The 20,156-nt window shown below is 64.0% G+C and carries 19 protein-coding genes; 16 read left to right on the top strand and 3 right to left on the bottom strand.

What is annotated here, in order from left to right:
- Positions 1-68 precede the first annotated feature (68 nt).
- The 5 genes from AACW30_RS16040 (at position 69) to fecE (ending at position 6,464) form a co-directional block, all read left to right on the top strand.
- Complete coding sequence (locus tag AACW30_RS16040; RefSeq protein WP_200625290.1) at positions 69-2,474, top strand: TonB-dependent receptor; 2,406 nt, start codon at positions 69-71, stop codon at positions 2,472-2,474.
- Between the two features lie 322 nt (positions 2,475-2,796).
- The gene (locus AACW30_RS16035) at positions 2,797-3,711 is read left to right on the top strand and encodes a Fe(3+) dicitrate ABC transporter substrate-binding protein FecB (RefSeq protein WP_372239742.1); all 915 of its coding nucleotides are present in this window, start codon (positions 2,797-2,799) and stop codon (positions 3,709-3,711) included.
- A 2-nt stretch (positions 3,712-3,713) separates the two neighbouring features.
- The gene (fecC, locus tag AACW30_RS16030) at positions 3,714-4,703 is read left to right on the top strand and encodes an iron-dicitrate ABC transporter permease FecC (protein ID WP_106580543.1); all 990 of its coding nucleotides are present in this window, start codon (positions 3,714-3,716) and stop codon (positions 4,701-4,703) included.
- Positions 4,700-5,668, top strand: coding sequence for a FecCD family ABC transporter permease (locus tag AACW30_RS16025; RefSeq protein WP_106580544.1), 969 nt, complete (start codon positions 4,700-4,702; stop codon positions 5,666-5,668). The genes fecC and AACW30_RS16025 overlap by 4 nt, the downstream gene beginning before the upstream one ends.
- 4 nt (positions 5,669-5,672) lie before the next feature.
- Positions 5,673-6,464 (top strand): Fe(3+) dicitrate ABC transporter ATP-binding protein FecE, encoded by a 792-nt coding sequence (gene fecE / locus AACW30_RS16020; protein ID WP_200625289.1) that lies wholly within the window; start codon positions 5,673-5,675, stop codon positions 6,462-6,464.
- A 270-nt stretch (positions 6,465-6,734) separates the two neighbouring features.
- Here fecE and AACW30_RS16015 read toward each other — a convergent pair whose 3' ends face one another.
- Genes AACW30_RS16015 through AACW30_RS16005 form a run of 3 tightly spaced genes read right to left on the bottom strand, consistent with a single transcriptional unit; the run spans position 6,735 to position 11,190 of the window.
- Positions 6,735-7,667, bottom strand: coding sequence for a sulfonate ABC transporter substrate-binding protein (locus tag AACW30_RS16015; RefSeq protein ID WP_200625288.1), 933 nt, complete (start codon positions 7,665-7,667; stop codon positions 6,735-6,737).
- Positions 7,664-8,995 (bottom strand): LLM class flavin-dependent oxidoreductase, encoded by a 1,332-nt coding sequence (locus tag AACW30_RS16010; protein ID WP_200625287.1) that lies wholly within the window; start codon positions 8,993-8,995, stop codon positions 7,664-7,666. The genes AACW30_RS16015 and AACW30_RS16010 overlap by 4 nt, the downstream gene beginning before the upstream one ends.
- A gap of 2 nt (positions 8,996-8,997) precedes the next feature.
- Positions 8,998-11,190 carry a TonB-dependent receptor gene (locus AACW30_RS16005; RefSeq protein WP_200625286.1) on the bottom strand — a complete coding sequence of 731 codons (2,193 nt, stop codon included), beginning with the start codon at positions 11,188-11,190 and terminating at the stop codon, positions 8,998-9,000.
- A 205-nt stretch (positions 11,191-11,395) separates the two neighbouring features.
- Between AACW30_RS16005 and AACW30_RS16000 the strand changes: the two genes are divergently transcribed.
- The 11 genes from AACW30_RS16000 to AACW30_RS15950 all read left to right on the top strand — a co-directional run.
- Positions 11,396-12,436, top strand: coding sequence for a LacI family DNA-binding transcriptional regulator (locus tag AACW30_RS16000; protein ID WP_200625285.1), 1,041 nt, complete (start codon positions 11,396-11,398; stop codon positions 12,434-12,436).
- 263 nt (positions 12,437-12,699) lie between these two features.
- A complete protein-coding gene (gspE, locus tag AACW30_RS15995; protein WP_106580550.1) occupies positions 12,700-14,397 on the top strand; it encodes a type II secretion system ATPase GspE in 1,698 nt (565 codons plus the stop codon).
- Complete coding sequence (gene gspF, locus AACW30_RS15990; protein ID WP_200625284.1) at positions 14,394-15,590, top strand: type II secretion system inner membrane protein GspF; 1,197 nt, start codon at positions 14,394-14,396, stop codon at positions 15,588-15,590. The genes gspE and gspF overlap by 4 nt, the downstream gene beginning before the upstream one ends.
- Positions 15,591-15,610: 20 nt before the next feature.
- Positions 15,611-16,036 carry a type II secretion system major pseudopilin GspG gene (gene gspG / locus AACW30_RS15985; protein WP_124418014.1) on the top strand — a complete coding sequence of 142 codons (426 nt, stop codon included), beginning with the start codon at positions 15,611-15,613 and terminating at the stop codon, positions 16,034-16,036.
- A 7-nt stretch (positions 16,037-16,043) separates the two neighbouring features.
- A complete protein-coding gene (locus tag AACW30_RS15980) occupies positions 16,044-16,469 on the top strand; it encodes a pilus assembly FimT family protein (RefSeq protein WP_200625283.1) in 426 nt (141 codons plus the stop codon).
- The gene (locus AACW30_RS15975; RefSeq protein ID WP_106580554.1) at positions 16,466-16,798 is read left to right on the top strand and encodes a type II secretion system protein; all 333 of its coding nucleotides are present in this window, start codon (positions 16,466-16,468) and stop codon (positions 16,796-16,798) included. The genes AACW30_RS15980 and AACW30_RS15975 overlap by 4 nt, the downstream gene beginning before the upstream one ends.
- A complete protein-coding gene (locus AACW30_RS15970) occupies positions 16,795-17,403 on the top strand; it encodes a prepilin-type N-terminal cleavage/methylation domain-containing protein (RefSeq protein ID WP_106580555.1) in 609 nt (202 codons plus the stop codon). Before AACW30_RS15975 ends, AACW30_RS15970 begins: the two co-directional genes overlap by 4 nt.
- Entirely contained in the window at positions 17,400-18,101 is a 702-nt protein-coding gene (locus AACW30_RS15965; protein WP_106580556.1) for a general secretion pathway protein GspK, read from the top strand. The genes AACW30_RS15970 and AACW30_RS15965 overlap by 4 nt, the downstream gene beginning before the upstream one ends.
- Positions 18,098-19,090 (top strand): type II secretion system protein GspL, encoded by a 993-nt coding sequence (locus tag AACW30_RS15960; RefSeq protein WP_200625282.1) that lies wholly within the window; start codon positions 18,098-18,100, stop codon positions 19,088-19,090. Before AACW30_RS15965 ends, AACW30_RS15960 begins: the two co-directional genes overlap by 4 nt.
- On the top strand, positions 19,065-19,664 hold the full coding sequence (gspM, locus tag AACW30_RS15955; protein WP_200625281.1) for a type II secretion system protein GspM: 600 nt from the start codon (positions 19,065-19,067) through the stop codon (positions 19,662-19,664). Before AACW30_RS15960 ends, gspM begins: the two co-directional genes overlap by 26 nt.
- A partial coding sequence (locus AACW30_RS15950; protein ID WP_200625280.1) for a general secretion pathway protein GspN occupies positions 19,661-20,156 on the top strand: 496 nt, incomplete at its 3' end. The genes gspM and AACW30_RS15950, both read left to right, overlap by 4 nt.

The following is a 20,156-nucleotide window of genomic DNA, read 5'->3' as shown; positions in this document are numbered from 1 at the left end:
AAGCCTGTCCCTTTTTTTCACCTCGCCTGTCATTCATGGCAAGTGAATCAAATCGAGAGCTTCCGCCAATGCCCGCCGTCCCACCTTTGCGCCTGCGCCCGTTATTGAACTTGAGCTTGATGCTGAGCCTCAGTGCCAGCCCATTATTCGTCCCGATCAGCTACGCCGAAGACAGCAGTGCTCGGCGCAGCTACCAGGTGCCGGCCGGCAGCCTGAGCGCTGCGTTGACCCGTTTTGCCGGGCTGTCGGGGGTCAATCTGTCGGTAGATCCTGCGTTGGTCAGCGGTCGCAGCAGCGGTGGCCTGGCCGGCGAATATGGTGTGGAGGAGGGCTTTGCTTACTTGTTGCAAGGCTCCGGCCTGCAGTTGCAACCGATGGGTGAGCAGGCATACAGGGTGGTGCCGGCGCCCGACGGCAGCAGCCTGCAATTGGCGCCGACTTCAATCATCGGCAGCACCGGGCAGGAGGGCGGCGATACCTACGCCGGCGGCCAAGTGGCGCGTCGTGGCTCGCAGGGCTTGCTCGGTTCGCGGGACTTCATGGAAACGCCGTTCAGCATGACCACCTACACCGAGGAAGCGGTGAAGAACCAGCAGGCGCGCACCCTCGGCGACCTGATCGCCAGCGATCCTTCAGTGCGCGCCACCAACCCGGCCGGTGGACGCTATGAGCAGTTCACCATTCGCGGATTCAGTCTGTTCAACAGTGATGTGGCCTACAACGGCCTGTACGGCGTGTTGCCGACGTACACCATCGACATGGAAATGGCCGAGCGCGTCGATATCCTCAAGGGCCCGAGCCAGTTGATCAACGGCATCTCACCGCGCGGCAGCGTCGGCGGCGGAATCAACGTGGTGCCCAAGCGTGCCACCGACAAAGATATCAATTCGTTTACTGGCACCTGGGCCTCCGACAGCCAGACTGGCGGCGCGGTGGACGTGGGCCGGCGCTTTGGTGAGGACAACAAATTCGGCATCCGTTTCAACGGCGTGAAGCAGTCCGGCGACACCGAATGGGACCACCAGAGCGTCGACCGTGAGATGGCCGTTCTGGGCCTGGATTTTCGTGGCGAACGCCTGCGCCTTTCTACCGACATCGGTCACACCGAGCGTGACACCGATGCCCCGCAGGAGCGTGTGCAGATCGGCCCCAATGCCCGCGTGCCGAGTGCCAGCGATGTGCGCCGCAACTACGCGCAACCCTGGAGCAAGGCCAGCACCGATGACACGTTCGGTACCGTCAACGGCGAGTTCGACCTCACTGATAGCGTGATGCTCTACGGCGGTGTCGGCGCGCGTAAAAGTAATCACGATTTCCTGCGCCACGCCGTGTCCGTCACCAACAATGCCGGGGATTTCAGCGTGCAGCCGCGTGATTTTACCCGCGACGAAAACGTGCGCACCGCCACGGCGGGCATGCGCAGCTGGTTCCACACCGGCCCCGTCAGCCATGAGCTCAACCTGGCTGCCAGCTACTTCTATATGGACTTTGAAAACGGCGGGGCGCGCTACGGGGCGGCGCCAAGTAACCTCTATGATCCGGTGCAAACCCCGATCCCCTCGCGGCCGACGCGCTTTGATTCCAAGGTCTACACAGAGAATAAGTTCAGCGGTGTCGCGCTGTCCGACACCCTGGGTTTCTTCGACGACCGATTGCTGCTGACCCTTGGCGCGCGCTGGCAGCGGGTGAAGGTGGACGACTGGACCGACAACGTCAAAGGTGACACCGCCTATGACGAGGAAAAAATCTCGCCGTCGGGTGGCATCCTCTTCAAGGCCACCGACACGTTGTCGCTGTATGCCAACTACATGGAAGGCCTGAGCCAAGGCAAAATCGCACCTTCTACCTCTATCAACGAAGACGAAATCTTCCCGCCGTTTATCAGCCGGCAGGTCGAAGTCGGTGCCAAATACGACGCGGGCGCCTTTGCTGTTACCGCCGCCGTGTTCCGCATCAAGCAGCCAGCCTATGAAACCAACGCGACCACACGGGTGTTCGGCCCCAACGGCAAACGCCAGAACGACGGGGTGGAGCTGAGTGTGTTTGGCGAGCCGCTCAAGGGCTTTCGTCTGCTCGGTGGCGTGATGTACATCGACAGCGAGCTGACCCATACCACCAATGGCACTTACGACGGCAACCGCGCACCGGCCACGCCCAAGTACAACGTGAACCTGGGGGCGGAATGGGATGTGCCGACGCTCGAGGGTTTGACCCTGACCAGCCGGGGCATTTATTCCAGCTCGCAGTACCTGGATCAGTCCAATGTGAAAGAAATTGACGCCTGGAACCGTATCGACGTCGGTGCGCGTTATGCCTTCAAGGTGGATGACAAACACATCACCTTGCGCGCCAATATCGAGAACGTCGCCGATAAACGCTACTGGAGCTCGGCCGGGGCCTCGGATGACAGCGAACCGGGATTGACCCTGTCGACGCCGCGTACGTACTTGCTCTCGGCCACCGTCGACTTCTAACTGCGCAACTTGAAGGCAAGCGGGCTTGATGTGGCGAGCGGGCTTGCCCCGCGTTGGGCTGCGAAGCGGCCCCAAAACCTGCCAATGCGTTCTGACTGAAAAAACTGCGGTGACTGTATAGGGGCTGCTGCGCAGCCCAACGCGGAGCAAGCCCGCTCGCCACAGCCGCCCAACTGCCCACAGGATGTGTACGGCGCCTGTAAATGAAAAAGCGTTAATAAGAATGTTTTTTGATTGCATCGCCCTGATATGGAATAGTACCCGCCGTTTTCCCCAGCCTGTCCAGCCGGGGTGTTCCAACGCCGAGGTCCCTGTCATGCGAATGTTGCGCTCCATCCCGACCCTTGCCGCCTGCCTCCTGGCGTTCTCATCCAGTGTGTTAAGCGCCGCGCCCATCGACCTCAATGATGGCCAGCACGCAGTGCACTTGCCGGATGCGCCCAAGCGCGTGGTGGTGCTGGAGTTTTCCTTTCTCGACAGCCTCGCCGCCGTTGACGTTACGCCCGTAGGCGCTGCCGATGATGGCGACGCCAACCGAGTGTTGCCGCGCGTGCGCCAGGCCATCGGCCAATGGACATCCGTGGGCCTGCGCTCGCAGCCGAGCATCGAGGAAATCGCCCGGCTCAAGCCGGACCTGATCGTCGCCGATCTCAATCGTCACCAGGCGCTATACAGCGACCTGTCGAGCATCGCGCCAACCTTGCTGTTGCCTTCGCGCGGTGAGGATTACGAAGGCAGCCTCAAATCCGCCGAGCTGATCGGCAAGGCCCTGGGCAAAAGCCCGCAGATGGAGGCGCGTATCGCGCAGAACCGCGAGCATTTGCAGGCAATTGCCAAGCAGATACCCACCGGTGCCAGCGTGCTGTTTGGCGTCGCCCGGGAAGACAGCTTTTCCGTGCACGGCCCGGACTCCTACGCCGGCAGCGTGCTGCAGGCCATCGGCCTGAAAGTCCCGTCGGTGCGCGCCAAAGCCGCCCCCACCGAGTTTGTCAGCCTGGAGCAATTGCTCGCGCTGGACCCGGGCTGGTTGCTGGTCGGCCACTACCGCCGCCCAAGCATCGTCGACACCTGGAGCAAGCAGCCGCTGTGGCAAGTGCTCGGTGCGGTGCGTAACCACCATGTGGCCGAAGTCGACGGCGACAGCTGGGCGCGCAATCGCGGTGTGTTGGCCTCGGAGCAAATCGCCGAAGACGCCCTGGCAATTCTCAAAGGCGGCAAAGCCGTACTGAGCCAATAAGCATGGGCCGAAGTCTCGCGGCGGCGAGTATCGTGCTGCTGGGCGCTTTAGTGTTCTGGCTTTCTTTGTACAGCTGGTCACCGTTCACCATCACGGCGGCGGATGCCTGGAATGGCTTGGTTCACCAGGGCAGCGTGGGCGGCAATATGGCCTATATCGTCGCCCAGTTGCGGGTGCCGCGAGCGGTATGCGCGGCATTGGTCGGGGCCTGCCTGGGCCTGGCCGGTGCGCTCATGCAGGGGATTACCCGCAACCGTCTGGCATCGCCGTCGCTGTTTGGCGTAACGGCGGGTGCGGCGCTCGGATTGGCATTGTTTTCGACCGGCTTGGTCGCGCCACCCTTTGCCGGCGGCGCATTGTTGATGACCTGCGTGGGCGGCGCCTTGGCCTGGGTCACCGTATTCAGTCTGGGCGGTGCGTGGTCGCCAACCACTGCTCAAGGTCGGCTGGTATTGGCCGGCGTGGCCGTGGCGGCGCTGTGCGCAGCATTGACCCGGCTCACGGTGATTCTGGTCGAGGCTCAGGCACAGAGCGTGCTGAACTGGCTGGCCGGTTCCCTGGCCAACGTCGGCGCGGCACAGGTGCAATTACTCTGGCCTTGCACCTTGATCGGCGGCCTGTGGGCGCTGTGGTGCGCGCCGCGCCTGAACCTGATCAACCTGGGCGAAGACGCTGCACGCTCGCTGGGCGTGGGCATCGCCAGCCTGCGTCTGCAGGTATTTTTCGCCAGCCTGTTGCTGGTGGGGGCCAGCGTCTGCGCCGTCGGCCCCATCGGTTTTGTCGGGCTGATCGCGCCGAATATCATTCGGCAATTTCTTGGCAATGACTACCGCTGGCTGATCCCGCTGAGTGCGGCCCTGGGCGCGGTGATCGTACTCGGCGCCGACCTGCTCAGCCGCGCCGTGGCCTTTCCGGTGGAGACCCCGGCGGGTGTGGTGACCGCGCTGATCGGTGCGCCGTTCTTCCTCTTTCTTGCCAGGCGCGCGCTATGAGCCAACCCCGATTGCGCCTATGGCTGCTGCTCGGCATGTTGCTGGTGGCGACCGGTGTCAGCCTCAGTGCCGGCACGGTGTGGCTCACGCCGGAAACGGTGCTGGACCGCCTGTTGGCCCACAACGCCCTCGACTTCGAAGTGTGGAACCATCGCCTGCCACGCAGCCTGATCGCCATCCTCGCCGGCTGCGCGTTCGGCCTGGCCGGGGCGATCGTCCAGGGTGTGATTCGCAACCCGCTGGCCTCGCCGGAAATCCTCGGCGTCACTCAGGGCGCCGGGCTGGCACTCACGGTGGCGATCATCGGCTGGCCGCACATGCCGATTGCCTGGCTGCCCCTGGTGGCCTGCCTCGGCGGTGCCGGTGGCGCCTTGCTGCTCGCGCTGTACAACACCGGCGTGAGTTTTTCCGGGGTGCGTTTCGCGCTGTCGGGCGTGGCGATTGCGGTCACGTTGTCCAGCGTGACCGAGTTTCTGATCCTCTCCCATCCGCTGGATATCAACACCGCCTTGCTCGCATTGACCGGCAGTTTGTGGAGCCGCAACTGGCACCACGTGGCGCTGGTGCTGCCGTTTCTGCTGCTGATTCCGTTGGGCCTGTGCCTGGCCAAACCGCTGAACCTGATCGCCCTGGGTGACGAAGCCGCCCACAGCCTGGGCACCGCACTGACCCGCACGCGTTGGCTGGCGATGGCGTGCGCGGTGGTCCTGACCAGCCTGGGCGTGGGGGTGATCGGGCCGATTGGGTTTATCGGCCTGGTCGCGCCGCACATGGCGCGGCGGCTGGTCGGCGGGCATCACCTGTATGTGCTGCCGGCGGCGATGCTGATCGGCGCGCTGTTGCTGGTGCTGGCCGACACCCTCGGGCGCACACTGATCGCGCCCAGCGAAATCCCCGCAGGGGTTCTGACGGCGGTGATCGGCGCGCCGTACTTTCTTTGGTTGCTGGCACGGTTCAAGGGCTGATGACATGAGCATTTTAAAAGCACATCAACTCGACATCGGCTACGGCGCCACGCGCATCGTGCAGGGTTTGTCGTTCGCGCCGCCACCGGGGCGTGTCACTGCGTTGATCGGGCCCAATGGCTGCGGCAAGTCCACCTTGCTCAAGGCCTTCGCGCGCATCCTCAAGCCAACCCAGGGCGAGTTGACGTTGGGGGATCACGCCTACGCCAGCCTGTCCGCCCGCCAACTGGCACAACAGATCGCATTTTTGCCCCAGGTGCTGCCGGTGCCGGAGGGCGTCAGCGTGCGCCAACTGATCGCTTACGGCCGCAGCCCGCACAACTCGCTGTGGGGGCGCCTGAGTGGCAACGACCAGGCCCACGTGACACAAGCCATGCAGCGCCTGGAACTCGACGCCCTGGCCGACCGCGCCCTGGCGGACTTGTCCGGAGGCCAGCGCCAACGCGCGTGGCTGGCCATGGTGCTGGCGCAGAACGCACCGGTGGTGCTGCTCGACGAACCCACCACCTACCTCGACATCAGTCACCAGGTCGAACTGCTCGACCTGATGGGCGAACTGGCCGCCGAAGGCAAGACCGTAATCACCGTGCTCCACGACATCAACCAGGCCTGCCGCTATGCCGACCACCTGGCGGTGATGCACGCCGGCAAACTGGTCGCGCACGGCGCGCCCGCCGAAGTCATCAGCGCCGAACTGATGCGTCAAGTATTCGATGTGCAGGTGCAGATCATGCGCGAGCCGGTGGCCGGCACACCGATGTGCCTCGTGGAAAAAAGCACCCGAAATCAAGCCTGACGTCATTCAAAGTGTGGGAGCTGGCGTACCTGCGAAAGCGGTGGGTCTGTGCTAACTAAACTGGCTGATCCACCGCTATCGCAGGCAAGCCAGCTCCCACAGGTTGACCGTGTTTAGCCTGCTACTGACCGCCGTGCCCGGATGACTTGATGTGAAATGCAGTCAAAAACTGTGGGAGCGGGCTTGCTCGCGAATGCGGTGGGTCAGTCACCTGATGTGTTGGCTGACACGCGCTGTTCGCGAGCAATCCCGCTCCCGCACGGCTGGGCCTCAGTTGGCTTCAGCGCTCCACACGGTTTTCTTCACTTCAATGGCCTTGGGCAACAAACGGTTCTGATAAAACAGATCCGCCGTCGCCTGCTGTGCCTGCACAATCGTCTCGTCAATCGGCAGGATCGGCGAAGGCGGGCGGTTATCCATATAGCGGGCAATTACCTCGGCAGGCAGGCCCATAAAGACGGTCAGCACCTTCAAGCTGTCTTCACGCTGGCTGCGGGTGAGCGCTTCAGCGGCAGTGAGTTCACCCAGCAGCGCATGGATAAACGCGCCGTTCGCCTGCGCATACTCACGCCGCGCGCTGTACATCGGCCCCGACAAACCCAGGCCCTCGCCGTTGGCCAGCACATGGCTCGGGCTCTGGCTCAACGCCAATGACGAATAGGGTTCCCAGATCGCCCAGGCGTCCACGCTACCTTGCTCGAACGCGGCGCGGGCGTCGGCCGGGGGCAAGTACACCGGTTGAATATCCTGATAGCGCAGGCCGGCTTTATTCAAGGCGCGCAGGATCAGGTTGTGGGCGCTGGAGCCCTTATGGAACGCCACTTTCTTGCCTTTGAGGTCGGCAACCGAGTGCAGCGGGCTGTCGTTGCGCACCAGGATTGTTTCGGCGGTTGGCTTGGGTGGTTCGGCGCCGATGTAGACCAGGTCGGCACCGGCCGCTTGTGCGAACAGCGGCGGGATATCGCCGGTAGAGCCTACATCCAGTGCGCCCACGTTCAGCGCTTCGAGCATCTGAGGGCCGGCGGGAAACTCGACCCATTTCACCGCGGTGTGCGCAAAGCGCTTTTCCAGCAAACCATGTTCCTTGGCGAGTACCAGGGCGATAGAGCCTTTCTGATAGCCGATGCGCAGGGTGGCGGGGTCGGCCGCCAGCGCGGTGTGGGGGACGGCCAGCAGAGTCAGCAACAGCAAAGGGATTTTCATGCCTGAGCCGCCTTGAAACGATTCGCCGGGCGCACTAAACCGAGGTGTTCCCTGAGTGTGCTGCCGGTGTATTCGGTCCGGAACAGGCCGCGCCGCTGCAGCTCGGGCACCACCCATTGGGCAAAATCCTCAAGCCCTCCCGGCAAATGCGGCACCAGGATATTGAAACCGTCGGCCGCACCGTTTTCGAACCAGCGTTGCAGCTCATCGGCAATCTGCAGCGGCGTGCCGATCAGGCTGTAATGCCCGCGACCACCGGCAATCCGCCGGCCCAGTTGTGCCAGCGTCAGTTGCTCCTGGCTCGCCAGGTCACTGAGCAATTGCTGGCGGCTGCGTTGCCCACTGTCGGTCAATGGCAGCGACGGCAACGGCCCGTCCAACGGGTACTTGGACAGGTCGAAATTACCCAGCATCCGCCCCAGCAAGGCCACGCCCACCTCGGGCTCGACCAACGCCTGGAACGCCTCGAATTTCGCCTGTGCCTCAGCCTCGGTTGGCCCCACCACCACAAACACGCCGGGCATGATTTTCAGCGCGTCGGCCTCACGCCCATAGCCGCCCAGGCGCCCTTTGAGGTCGGCATAAAACGCCTGCGCACTGGCCAGCGACGTTTGCGCGGTGAACACCACCTCGGCGGTCTGCGCGGCCAGCTCCCGGCCGGCTTCGGAAGAACCCGCCTGCACGACCACCGGCTGGCCCTGCGGCGAGCGGGCCACGTTCAACGGACCCTTGACCCGGAAATACTCGCCGACGTGGTCCAGCACATGCAATTTCGCCGGGTCATAGTAGTGGCCGCTGGCCTTGTTGCGCACAAAAGCGTCGTCTTCCCAGCTGTCCCACAGCCCGGTCACTACCTGATGAAATTCCCGCGCCCGGCTGTAACGCTCGCGATGGCCCAGGTGTTCGTCCCGGCCAAAATTCTGCGCCTCGGCGGCATTGTCCGAGGTCACCAGGTTCCAGCCCGCGCGCCCGCCGGACAGGTGGTCCAGCGAGGCGAATTTGCGGGCCACGTGGTAGGGCTCGTTGTAGCTGGTGGTCGCCGTGGCGATCAGGCCGATATGCGCCGTTACCGCACTCAACGCCGAGAGCAATGTCAGCGGCTCGAAGTGATCCGAACGCGCCATCTGGCTGGCGATGTCACCCGTGGCGGCGGCAATGCTGTCGGCCACAAACAGCGCGTCGAACTTGGCCGCCTCGGCGATCTGCGCCAGGCGTTTGTACTGGGCGAAATCCAGCCCGGCGTTGGCCGGCACGTCCGGGTGGCGCCAGGCGGCGACGTGGTGCCCGGTGGCCATGAGAAAGGCGCCGAGTTTCAATTGACGGCTCATGCTTAAAAATCCTTACGCAGTTGCACGCCGAAGTAACGTTCATCGTCACGGGGCACGGCGCGGTAGATGTAGTTGCCGCCGCTGGCCAGCAGCGGTGAATAAGACTTGTCGGCGAGGTTCTTCGCCAGCAGCGCCACGCGCCAGCCATTGCTGTAATCGGCCAGGGCCACGCTGGCGTTCCAGATGCCATAGGCGCCTTGTTTGGTGTCGACGTTCTGGCTGATGTCGTACTGCACTTCGCTCTGCCAGCTGTAGTCGGTGCCCAGTTCGACGTCCAGGCCGTTCTCCAGCGGGATGCTGTAGTCGGCGCGCACGTAGCTCTTCCAGTCCGGGCTGAACGGCAGCGGTTTGCCATTCACGTTGCACGTTGCCGCCGCACCGGCGGGGCAGGCGAATTCGTCAATACGCGCACGGGTGTAAGCCAGGGCCCCGGACAGCTTGAGTTGCTGGGTGGCCTGCAAGGCGTAATCAAGTTCGACACCTTCAGTGCTGACGCTGCCGGCGTTGATCAGGCGCGTCACGACTTGGCCTGCGACCGTGTCGAAAAAGTTGGCCTGGTAGTTGTCGTAGTCGCTGTGGAAGACCGCAAGGTTGGTGGTCAGGCGATTGTTCCAGCTGGTGGCCTTGATCCCGGCTTCCCAGGTATTGGAGGTTTCCGGCTTGAGCGCATTGGTGTCGCGCGGCTGCATGTTGAAAAACACGTTGTACGCCGGGCCTTTGTAGCCACGTGAGTAGGTCAGGTAGCTGGTGATGCTGTCGCTGAGGTCGAATTGCACGCCCAGCCGCCCAGACCAGCCGTCCTCGTCTACCGAACCGGCACTGCGGGTGGAAGGTTGAATGCCACTCACCGTGGTGGCGGAGGTGGAAACGCGGCGGTGATCGTATTTCAGGTCGTCGTGGGTATACCGCAGGCCGGCGATGCCGCGAAAGCGTGAGGTGAAATTCAGCGTGGTTTCACCGAATGCCGCGTAGCTGTCACTGGTGGTGCTGTAGTCGGCAATGCCCCGGTCGGTGCGCGTCGGGGTGGTTAGCGTGCGCTGGTAGGTCTCTTCGTCCTTGCCATGCATGTAGAACAGGCCACCGACGTACTCCAGGAATTCACCCTTGGGCGAGGCCAGGCGCAGTTCCTGGGAGTACTGGTCGAAGGCCAACTCGCCCTTGTCGGCGGTGCCGGGGAAGGCGGCGGTTACGGTGCTTAGGCGGTCGCCATCCTGGTATTGGGTGTTGTCCCAGCCGCGCCAGGCGGTGATCGAGGTCAGGGTGTAGTCGCCCAGGTTCCAGTCCAGCTGCGCCGATAACCCTTTATTGGTGTCTTCGACATGGCTGCGCGTGTCGGTGTTGATATTGCGGTTGTCGCTGGACGCAGGCACCGGGCTCAACGCATTGGCAAACGCGGGTGTCAGCGACTTGCTCACCACGCCGTTCGGGCCGTCATCGTGGTCCTGCATATAGTCGGCGATCAAGGTCAGTTTCACCTCGTCACTGGGGGTGAATTCCAGCTTGCCGCGAATACCTTTGTGGTTGTAGCCGTTGACCTCCTGGCCGTTGTTTTTGTTATCCACATTACCGTCGTAACTGCCGAACAGCGTGCTGATCGAGCCCTTGAGCACCTCCGGCACCAGGCTGCCGCCAATGCCGAAACGCGTGCGGCTTTCATTGCCGCTGTAATACGACTGATCGATATAGCCGTGGGTCTCGGCGGTGGGGGCCTTGCTGGTGATGTTCAGTACACCGGCCGAGGCGTTCTTGCCGAACAGGGTGCCTTGCGGGCCGCGCAGCACTTCGATGCGCTCAAGGTCCAGCAGGTCGAGCGTGGCCTGGCCCGGACGCGCATAGACCACGCCGTCGATCACTGTGGCCACGGTCGGTTCAACGCCTGGGGAGGTGGAAATGGTGCCCACGCCGCGCACGAACAACGAGGTGTCCTTGTTCGACGCGCCGGTGCGAAAGTTCAGCGACGGCACTTGCTGCACGATGCTCGCCACGCCGTTGCGGTTGTCGCGCTCCAGTTGCTCGCCATCGAGCACCGAAACCGCCACCGGGACTTTTTGCAGCGACTCTTCACGCCGCGTCGCGGTGACCGTGACGGATTTGAGCGTGGGCTCCTGCGTATCGGCAGCAAATACGCCCGGCGCGGGGAGGGCGGTCAGCCCGGCGAGAAACAATAAATGAGTGTGACCTGGAAAGTTGTGCATGCTGTGCCCGCTCGAAAAATGCCCTGAACCGCTGCGGTTCTGCGACCGTCAGCGCCTGTGTCGTGTCTTGGGCATTCGCTCGAGCGAGTAGCAGACAAAGCGCTTTGTTAGCGCTAACATCGGCATTATTGGTAGGTCTGGTTTAGAGCGTCAAATACTAAAAAATTAGTCCTATATGCCTTTTTGTGTTTAACAGGATTGCCTCTTGAGCGAAGAAAAACCGCGCAAACGCCGTGGCGCCGGGCGCGTCACTCTCAATACCGTGGCGCGCCAGGCCGGGGTGTCGGCGATCACCGTGTCGCGCTATTTCAATCAGCCAGAGCAGGTCTCGCCAGAGCGCCGGGAGCGCATCGCAGCGGTGGTGGCCGAGTTGGGTTATGTGCCCAATCTGGTGGCCGGCGGGTTGGCCTCGGCGCGCGGTCGCATCGTGGCCATGGTGATTCCCAACATCTCCGGGCCGATCTTCGCCAACACCATTCAGGGCTTCAGTGACACGCTGAGCCGCCATGGTTATCAGCTGCTATTGGCGTCCAGTTACTTCAGCGCCGACCAGGAAGAAAGCGCGGTGCGCGCGTTTCTCGGGTGGTCACCGGCGGCGTTGGTGCTGACCAGTCGTTTCCACAGCGCGGGCACTGAAAAGATGATCGCTGAGGCAGACATTCCGGTGGTGGAAACCTGGGATTACGTGCCCGCGCGCGAACCCTTGCAGATTGGCTTCTCCCATTACGAGGTGGGCGTCCGCGCTGCGCGCTACCTGCATGCCAAAGGGTATCGGCGTATCGCCTTCGTGCAGAACAGTGCGCCCGGCGACTTCAGCGCGCTGGAGCGGCGCGACGGTTATGCCGCCACTGTCACCGAACTGGGTATGCAGCCTTGGGTGTATGCCCCGGAGGCGGACCTGGCGCCTTTCGAAGCCGGCAAGCAGGCAATGCAGGTGCTGATGAGCCACGCCACGCCGCCGGATGCGATTTTCTTCGCCAACGACAACCTCGCCGCCGGTGGTTTGCTGGCGGGCCAGCGTGCCGGATTGAACATCCCGCAAGACTGCGCCGTGCTCGGTTTTGGTGATTACCCCTTTGCCGAAATGCTTTTGCCGAGTCTGAGCACGATAAAACCGCCGGCCCTGGAAATCGGAATATTAGCCGCCACGCGGGTACTTGAAAGTTTGGGTGTTCTACCGGTGGAGGATGAAGTTGTGCGATTGAATCTTCTGGAGTGTCGCTTGATTGAACGTGAGAGCACTTGAATAACTAGCGAAGTGGCTAATTGCAACTAGCCCAATTCTGTTGATTCACTCAAAGGCTCTAAATCAAGGGCTGTACCGGAAATCCGGGACAGCCAATACGTATTCTTTTCAGTTTGTTTCCAGCCATCAGGAACTAGATTTACAACTTTCAGTCGATTAACCCGGTTAACCCCGACTGCGGCGTGGCGAACTAATGGCACTTCTCCGGTATTGGCCAGTAGTTCCAAATAGCCATACTTTCTCGCAACTAGACACCCCACACTATGTCGTCAATGCCCACCGATGCCTGCACTCTGCAGATCCCGCACACCGACCACGTGTGCGCGTGGCTGATGCGGCACGCCGGGCTGAAAACGGTCGACCTGGAGCGCGCCCGGCGTCTGTCTACGGACGCCGGCGACCTGCTCGGGCTGCTCGCGCGTCTGGGGCTGGTCTCCGAAATCGAACTGGCCCGCGCCTGGGCGGACCTGCTTGGCGCGCCGCTGTTGCTGGCCGATGCCGCGCCGCCGCTGCTCGACCCGTTGCCCGCCCTCACCGAACGCTTTATGCGCCACTACCAAGTGGTGCCCATGGGCTGGGCGCAAGGTGGCCTGCGCGTATTGGCGGCCAACCCGGCGCACCTCTATCCCTTTCAAGCCCTGGCCTACGCCTGCCAGGTGCCGGTGTGGCTGGCCATCGGCCCGCGCACTGAAGTCGACACGCTGATCGAGCGTTACTACGGCCAGGGCCGCTCCGCCATGGGCACCCTGATCGAAAACCTCGATGAGCAGGGCGGGGCGCTGGAAGATATCGAACACCTCAAGGACATGGCCTCCGAAGCGCCGGTGATTCGCCTGGTCAACCTGATCCTGCAGCGTGCGGTGGAACAGCGCGCGTCGGATATCCACATCGAACCCTTCGAAAACCAGCTCAAGGTGCGTTACCGCATCGACGGTGTACTGCACGACGCCGAAGCGCCGCCCGCCAGTTCGTCTGCGGCGGTGATCTCACGGGTCAAGATCATGGCGCGCCTGGATATCGCCGAACGGCGCCTGCCCCAGGACGGGCGGATCATGCTGCGTGTGCAGGGCAAGGCGCTGGACCTGCGCGTGTCCACGGTGCCCACCAGCTTCGGCGAATCGGTGGTGATGCGCCTGCTCGACCGGCAAACCGTGCAGTTCGACTTCCAAAGCCTGGGTTTTGACGGCCAGCGCCTGGCGGCGTTTCTCGACCTGCTCGAACGTCCTCACGGCATCCTGCTGGTCACCGGGCCCACCGGCTCGGGCAAAACCACTACGCTCTACACCGCGTTGTCGCGGCTCAACACCGCTGAACGCAAGATCATCACCGTCGAAGACCCGGTGGAATACCAGCTCGAAGGCATCAATCAGATCCAGGTCAAGCCCGCCATTGGCCTGGACTTCGCCGGCGCGCTGCGCTCCATCGTGCGCCAGGACCCGGACGTGATCATGGTCGGCGAAATCCGCGACCTGGAGACCTGCCGCATCGCCATCCAGTCCTCGCTCACCGGTCACCTTGTGCTCTCTACCCTGCACACCAACAGCGCCGCCGCGAGCATCACGCGCTTGCTGGACATGGGCGTGGAAAGCTACCTGATCGCCTCGACGGTCAGCGGCATTCTCGCCCAGCGCCTGGTACGGCGCCTGGACCCGGCGACCCGCGTGGCATTTGAAGCCGCGCCGGAACTGATCGAAGAACATGGCCTGGATCGCTTGACCGACCAGCGCCCGATCCTGCTCTACAAGGGCAGCTATCGCGGTCGCAGTGCAATCACCGAATTGCTGGTGATGAACGACGAACTGCGCAGCCTGTTGATGCGCCACGCCGACGCCGCCACGCTGGAGCAGGCCGCGCGCCGCGCCGGTCTGCGCACCTTGCATGAAGAAGGCCTGCGCCAGGCGCTGGCGGGCGTCACCTCGCTGGAAGAAGTGCTGCGCGTCACCCGTGGAGAGGGCGCGTGAGCCTGTTCAGGTTTCGCGCGCTGGACAGCCAGGGCGTGGCCCACAACGGCACGCTGCAAGCCCAGGACCAGGCGGCGGCCATCGCCGTCCTGCACAAACGCGGTTTAATGCTGTTGCACATCGAAGTGGCCGGCAGCCCGCTGCTGCGCACTGCGCGCGGGCCGTTGAAGGGCGCGGCCCTGGTGAGCTTTACCCAGCAATTGGCCACGTTGCTCGGCGCCGGCCAGCCACTTGAGCGTTCGCTGGGCCTGCTGCTCAGGCAACCCGGCCAACCCCAGGTGCGGGCGCTGATCGAGCGTATCCGCGACCACGTCAAGGCGGGCAAGCCGTTATCCGCCGCACTGGAGGAGGAGGGCGACACGTTCTCGGCGCTGTACTTGAGCATGGTGCGCGCCGGTGAGGCCGGTGGCGCGCTGGAAAGCACCTTGCACCAGTTGGGCGACTATCTGGAACGCAGCCAGTTGCTGCGCGGCGACGTCATCAATGCGCTGATCTACCCGGCGTTCCTGGTGGTCGGTGTGGTGGGTTCGCTGGCGCTGTTGCTGGCGTACGTGGTGCCGCAATTCGTGCCGATTTTCCAGGACCTGGGCGTGCCGATTCCGCTGATCACCGAGGTCATTATTGCGCTTGGCCAGTTCCTCGGCGCTTATGGCTTGTGGGTTCTGGGCGCGCTGGTTGCGGCCATCTGGATCGTGGCGGCACGCCTGCGTGATCCGCTGCGCAGGCAGCGCTATGACCGCCGCCTGCTCGGCATTCGTGTGATCGGCCCGCTGCTGCAACGCGTCGAAGCAGCCCGACTGACGCGCACCCTCGGCACCCTGCTCAGCAACGGCGTGGCCTTGCTGCAGGCACTCGTCATTGCCCGCCAAGTCTGCACCAACCGGGCGCTGCAAGCCCAAGTGGCGGAGGCGGCGGAATCGGTAAAAGGCGGCGGCACCCTCGCCAGCGCGTTCGGCGCGCAACCGCTGCTGCCAGACCTGGCCCTGCAAATGATTGAAGTCGGCGAACAGGCCGGTGAACTGGACAGCATCCTGCTCAAGGTCGCCGAGGTGTTCGACGTCGAAGCCAAACGCGGCATCGACCGCCTGCTCGCCGCGCTGGTGCCGTCGCTGACCGTGGTCATGGCCGTGCTGGTGGCGGTGATCATGCTGGCGATCATGCTGCCGCTGATGAGCCTGACCAGCAATATATGAACCTTCAAGGAGCCACTCCCATGCGACACCTTCAACTCAGATCGACACGCCGCCAAAGCGGTTTCACCCTGCTCGAAATGCTCGCGGTGATCGTGTTGCTGGGCATTGTCGCAACCATTGTGGTGCGCCAGGTCGGCGGCAACGTGGACAAGGGCAAGTACGGCGCAGGCAAGGCGCAACTGGCCGGCCTGAGCATGAAAATCGACAGCTATGCCCTCGACGTCGGCGCACCGCCCAACAGCCTGCAACAGCTGGTGGACAAGCCCGCCAACGCAGCCAGCTGGGCCGGCCCCTACGCCAAGCCATCCGACCTCAAGGACCCGTTCGGCCATGCCTTCGGCTATCGCTACCCGGGCGAGCACGGCGCCTTCGACCTGATTTTCTACGGTCAGGACGGCCAGCCGGGCGGCGATGGCTACAGCGCCGACCTGGGCAACTGGGAATAACCTCGCCATGGCCCAGCGCGGCTTTACCCTGCTGGAAATGCTGGTGGTCATCCTGTTGATCGGCCTCGCCACCGGGTTGTTGGGGTTGGGCGTGCGCCAGGGTTTGCAGGCGGCGCAAGAGCGCCGTGTGGTCGGGCAGATGGTCGATGCGTTGCGCACCACGCGGGCCGGGGCGGTTGTCAGCGGCGCGGTGGCGCGCACTGAGTTCGATCTGCAAAAAATGACCTTCCAGGCACCGGGCCGCGCGCTGCAACGCTGGCCGGCTGAGTTGCACGTGAGCCTGCACACTGCCGAACAGGCGGGCTCGGCTGTCGAGTTTTACCCCGACGGCAGCTCAGCCGGCGGCCACCTGTTGTTGGCCAATGGCAGCCGGCGCTGGCGCATCGACGTGGGCTGGCTGACCGGCAGCGTGCAGTCCAGGGCGCTGCCATGAAATACCAGACGGGCTTCACCCTGATTGAAATGCTCGCCGCGCTGACCTTGATGGCAGTGTGCGGCACAGTGTTGCTGGTCGCCTTTGGCCAAAGCGCGCGCTCGTTGTCGCAAGTCGCCCACAGCGACCGCCTCACCCATGCGGCGTTGACGGTGCTCGACCAAGAGGCGGCGGGGCCGCTGACTGAGGGGGTCAGTGAAGGTGACCTGCAGGGCATCCACTGGCAACTGACCCAGACCCGACAACAGCCCCACGTGTTTCGCCTCGACCTGACCGTCAGCGAAGGGCCGCACCAGGCTCGTTTCAGTACCTTGAAGGCGCGCCTGTGAAGCGCCGCGAGCAGGGCTTCACCTTGCTGGAAATCCTCGTGGTGCTGAGCCTGCTCGCGGTGTTGCTGGTGCTGGTGGGCGGCGCGTTGCTGGGCGCCAATCGTGCCGTGTCCAAGGCCCAGCGCTACACCACCAGCCTGGATGAGATGCGCGCCGCCCAGCAGTTTTTACGCACGGCGATCAGTGAAGCGCTGCCGCTGGACGTGACCGAAGATGACAGCCAGACCGATGGTTTTTTTGTCGGCATGCCCCAGCGATTGCAGTTTGTGGCGACGCTGCCGGGTGTGCTCGGCGGCGGCATTCAGCGGTTCACGCTGCAAGTGCAAAAACAGGCGTTGCAGGTGTCGTTTTCTCAGCTCGAATCGCACACCAACGTCGCCCGCAGTGAGCCGCAAGTGCTGCTCAAGAACCTCCAGGACGTGCAGTTCAGTTACCGCGGCGTATCGCCTTTGGGCCAAGCCACCGGATGGGTCAGCCAATGGCCGTGGCCCAAGCGTTTGCCCGCTGCGGTGCGCATTGCCGCGCGCGTCGACGGCCCGCTGCCGTGGGTTACCCAGGTGATTGCCCTGCGTCTGAACCTCGCAAGCGGAGCGCTGGAGGAATGAGGCGCCAACGCGGCGCCGCGCTGTTGCTGGTGCTGTGGGCGCTGGCCTTGCTCAGCGTGCTGCTCGGCGGCCTGGCCGGTTGGGTACAGCTGCAAAGCCGCCAGGCCCTGTGGTTGCGCCAGCACACCCAGACCGTGCTGGCTGCCGAAGCCGGCATCGCCCTGGTCATGGCCGATCGACGCTGGATTGCCGACGGCCGTGACATCGCGCTGACCTTCGACGATGCCCAGTTGCACGTCAGCCTGCGCAGCGAGCGCGGCAAGCTTTACCTGATCAACGCCGAGGCCGATGACTTGATGCGCCTGGCCCTGGCCTGCGGCGCCACCCAGGCCCAGGCCGACCAATTGATCAAAGCCTTCGAGGCGCGCCGCAAGCACGGCCTGCCGCCGTTTCGGGTGCTGGAAGAAGTGCGCCAGCTGCCCGGCATGACACAAACCCTGTACAGCCAATTGCTGCCGCAAATCACCCTGTGGAGTGACCTGGATCGACCCGACCCGGCCTTCGCCAGCCCGCTGATGCGCAAGGCGCTGAACTTGCCGCGCCAGAACGCCGAAGGCGCCGACCCAGGTGTGGTGCTGGTGGTCGACAGCCACGCACAGCGTCCCGGCGGCTATCAGGCACGCCTGCAACTCACTGTTTTATTGAGCCCCTCGGAGGACAGCGCGCAACCCTACCGGGTGCTGCGTTGGCAAGAATGAATCGACTGGAACCCATCGCCCGGCACTGGCGTGGCAGCCTGCTGCAACAGGGCTGGCGCCTGTGGCTCGCGGAGTTGCGCGCCTGTGTACCGAAATGGCTGGCCCTGAGCGAGCCGCCTGAGCAGGTCTGCCACTGGCCACTGAGCGAACCGGTCGCACTCGGTAGCGCGCGCCTGGTGCTGATGCTCGCGCCCGATGCGGTGCTGCTGCAAACCGTGCAACTGCCGCTGGCCGCCGCGCGCAACCTGAACGCCGTGGTCGGGTACGAGCTGGATCGCTACACGCCCTTCGAGGCTGACCGGCTGTACTTTGTCGCGCGCCAGGATCAACGCACCGCCACGCACCTGCAAGTCACCCTGGTGGCGATCCTGCGCGAACAGCTGGACCAGATCCTCACCGACTGCGCCGCCCTCGGCGTGCACCCTCATCGGGTGGACGTGAACCACCTAGGCATCGACTTGCTCCCGGTGCCGCTGCGACCGCGCCAACGCCACTCCGGCAAAGGCCTGCAACGCAGCCTGCCGTGGCTGTGCGGCGCCTTGCTGATTGCGGCGATGTGGCTGTGGCTCAACGACCGCCAGCGCGTGCTCGACGCCATGCACGCCAGCGTGCAGCAGCAAAAAGCCCAGGTTGCCGAGGTGCACGCCCTGCGCCAGCAACTGCTCAATACCCGTGGCGCGGCGCAATACCTGACCCAGCGCAAACTGGCACAGCCGCCCTTGGCCGCGTTGCTCAATGACCTCACCACCTGCCTGCCCGCCGACACCTGGCTCGACCAGTTGGACGTCAAGGACGGCGAGATTTCCATCTCCGGGCAAAGCGCCAAGGCCAGCGCGCTGATCACCCGCATCAAGGGTTGCCACAGCCTGGAAAACGCCCAGTTCGAAGGGGTGATTCAACCCGATGCGCGCACCGGCAAGGACCAGTTTGCCTTGCGTGCCCACCTACGCCAGGAGGCCGCCGATGCGCCGACCCCTCACACCCCGTGAACGTCGCGGCGCGGCCTTGTTATTGCTGGCCGTGGTCGTTGGCGCGGCCTACTGGCTGTTGATCGACAGCTGGTTCGCCGGCCCCTTGCGTGACATGGGCGAACAGGCCGAGCAGTTGCGCGAGCAGCAGCAACGCTACGCCGGCGTGGTGCGCCAGGGCGATGCGCTGCGCCAGCAACTTCAACAGGCCCGCCAGGACCCGGCGAGCAACACCAGCCTGTTGCCGGGCGATGACCCCGACGTAGTGGCCGCCGACCTGATGCAGCGCCTTGCCGACCTGATCAACAGCCACGCCACGCTCGGCGGCGGCTGCAGCCTGACCCAACGCAAGCCCATCACCCCGGAGCAGGACGAGGGCGAGCCGTATCGCCAGGTCAAAGTCAGCCTGACCCTGAACTGCGCCATCGAGCCCTTGGAAGCCGTGCTGCATGAGCTGGAGTACCAGCCGCCGTTTTTGTTTGTGGATGAGCTGCGCATCCGCCGTGGCCAGCAGGCGCCCGCCACCGGTGGGGCGGGAAAACTGCTGGTGCACCTGTTGGTGCGCGGCTATCTGCAACCGCAGGTGGCGCGATGATCGGCGCCCTGCGCCCCCTGGAGTGGGGCTTGCTCGGCTTGGCCGGGGTACTCGGCGTGCTGATGGCGGTCATCCTCAGCAGCATCGGTGATGAACCGCAGTGGCTGCCCGAACCCGTCGCGCGCGCGCACCCTGCGGTCAGTGCGCGCGTGGCGCCAAGCGTCACGCTCGACAGCCTTGCCGCCACCTGGCAAACGCCGCTGTTCAGCCCTGATCGCAGCCCCGACAGCGTGGTGGGCAAAGCCCGGGTCTCGAGCCTGGCCAACCTGACCCTCAGCGGCATCATGATCACCGGCAACCTGCAACTGGCGATGCTCAAGCAGGCCGACGGCCGTCCGCTGACCGTGCGCCTGGGCCAGACGCTGCCCAACGGCTGGCGCCTGGAACACCTGACGCCGCAATACGCTCGTTTTGCCCTGGATGGCCGCACGCAAACCTTGAACCTCTATGCCAAGCGCCTGCCGCCGCCGTCCCCCCGGCCCCCAATTACTC

Origin of the sequence: Pseudomonas sp. MF6747, assembly GCF_963890955.1 — a bacterium.
GTDB lineage: Bacteria > Pseudomonadota > Gammaproteobacteria > Pseudomonadales > Pseudomonadaceae > Aquipseudomonas.
This window is presented reverse-complemented; position numbering and strand designations above follow the sequence as displayed.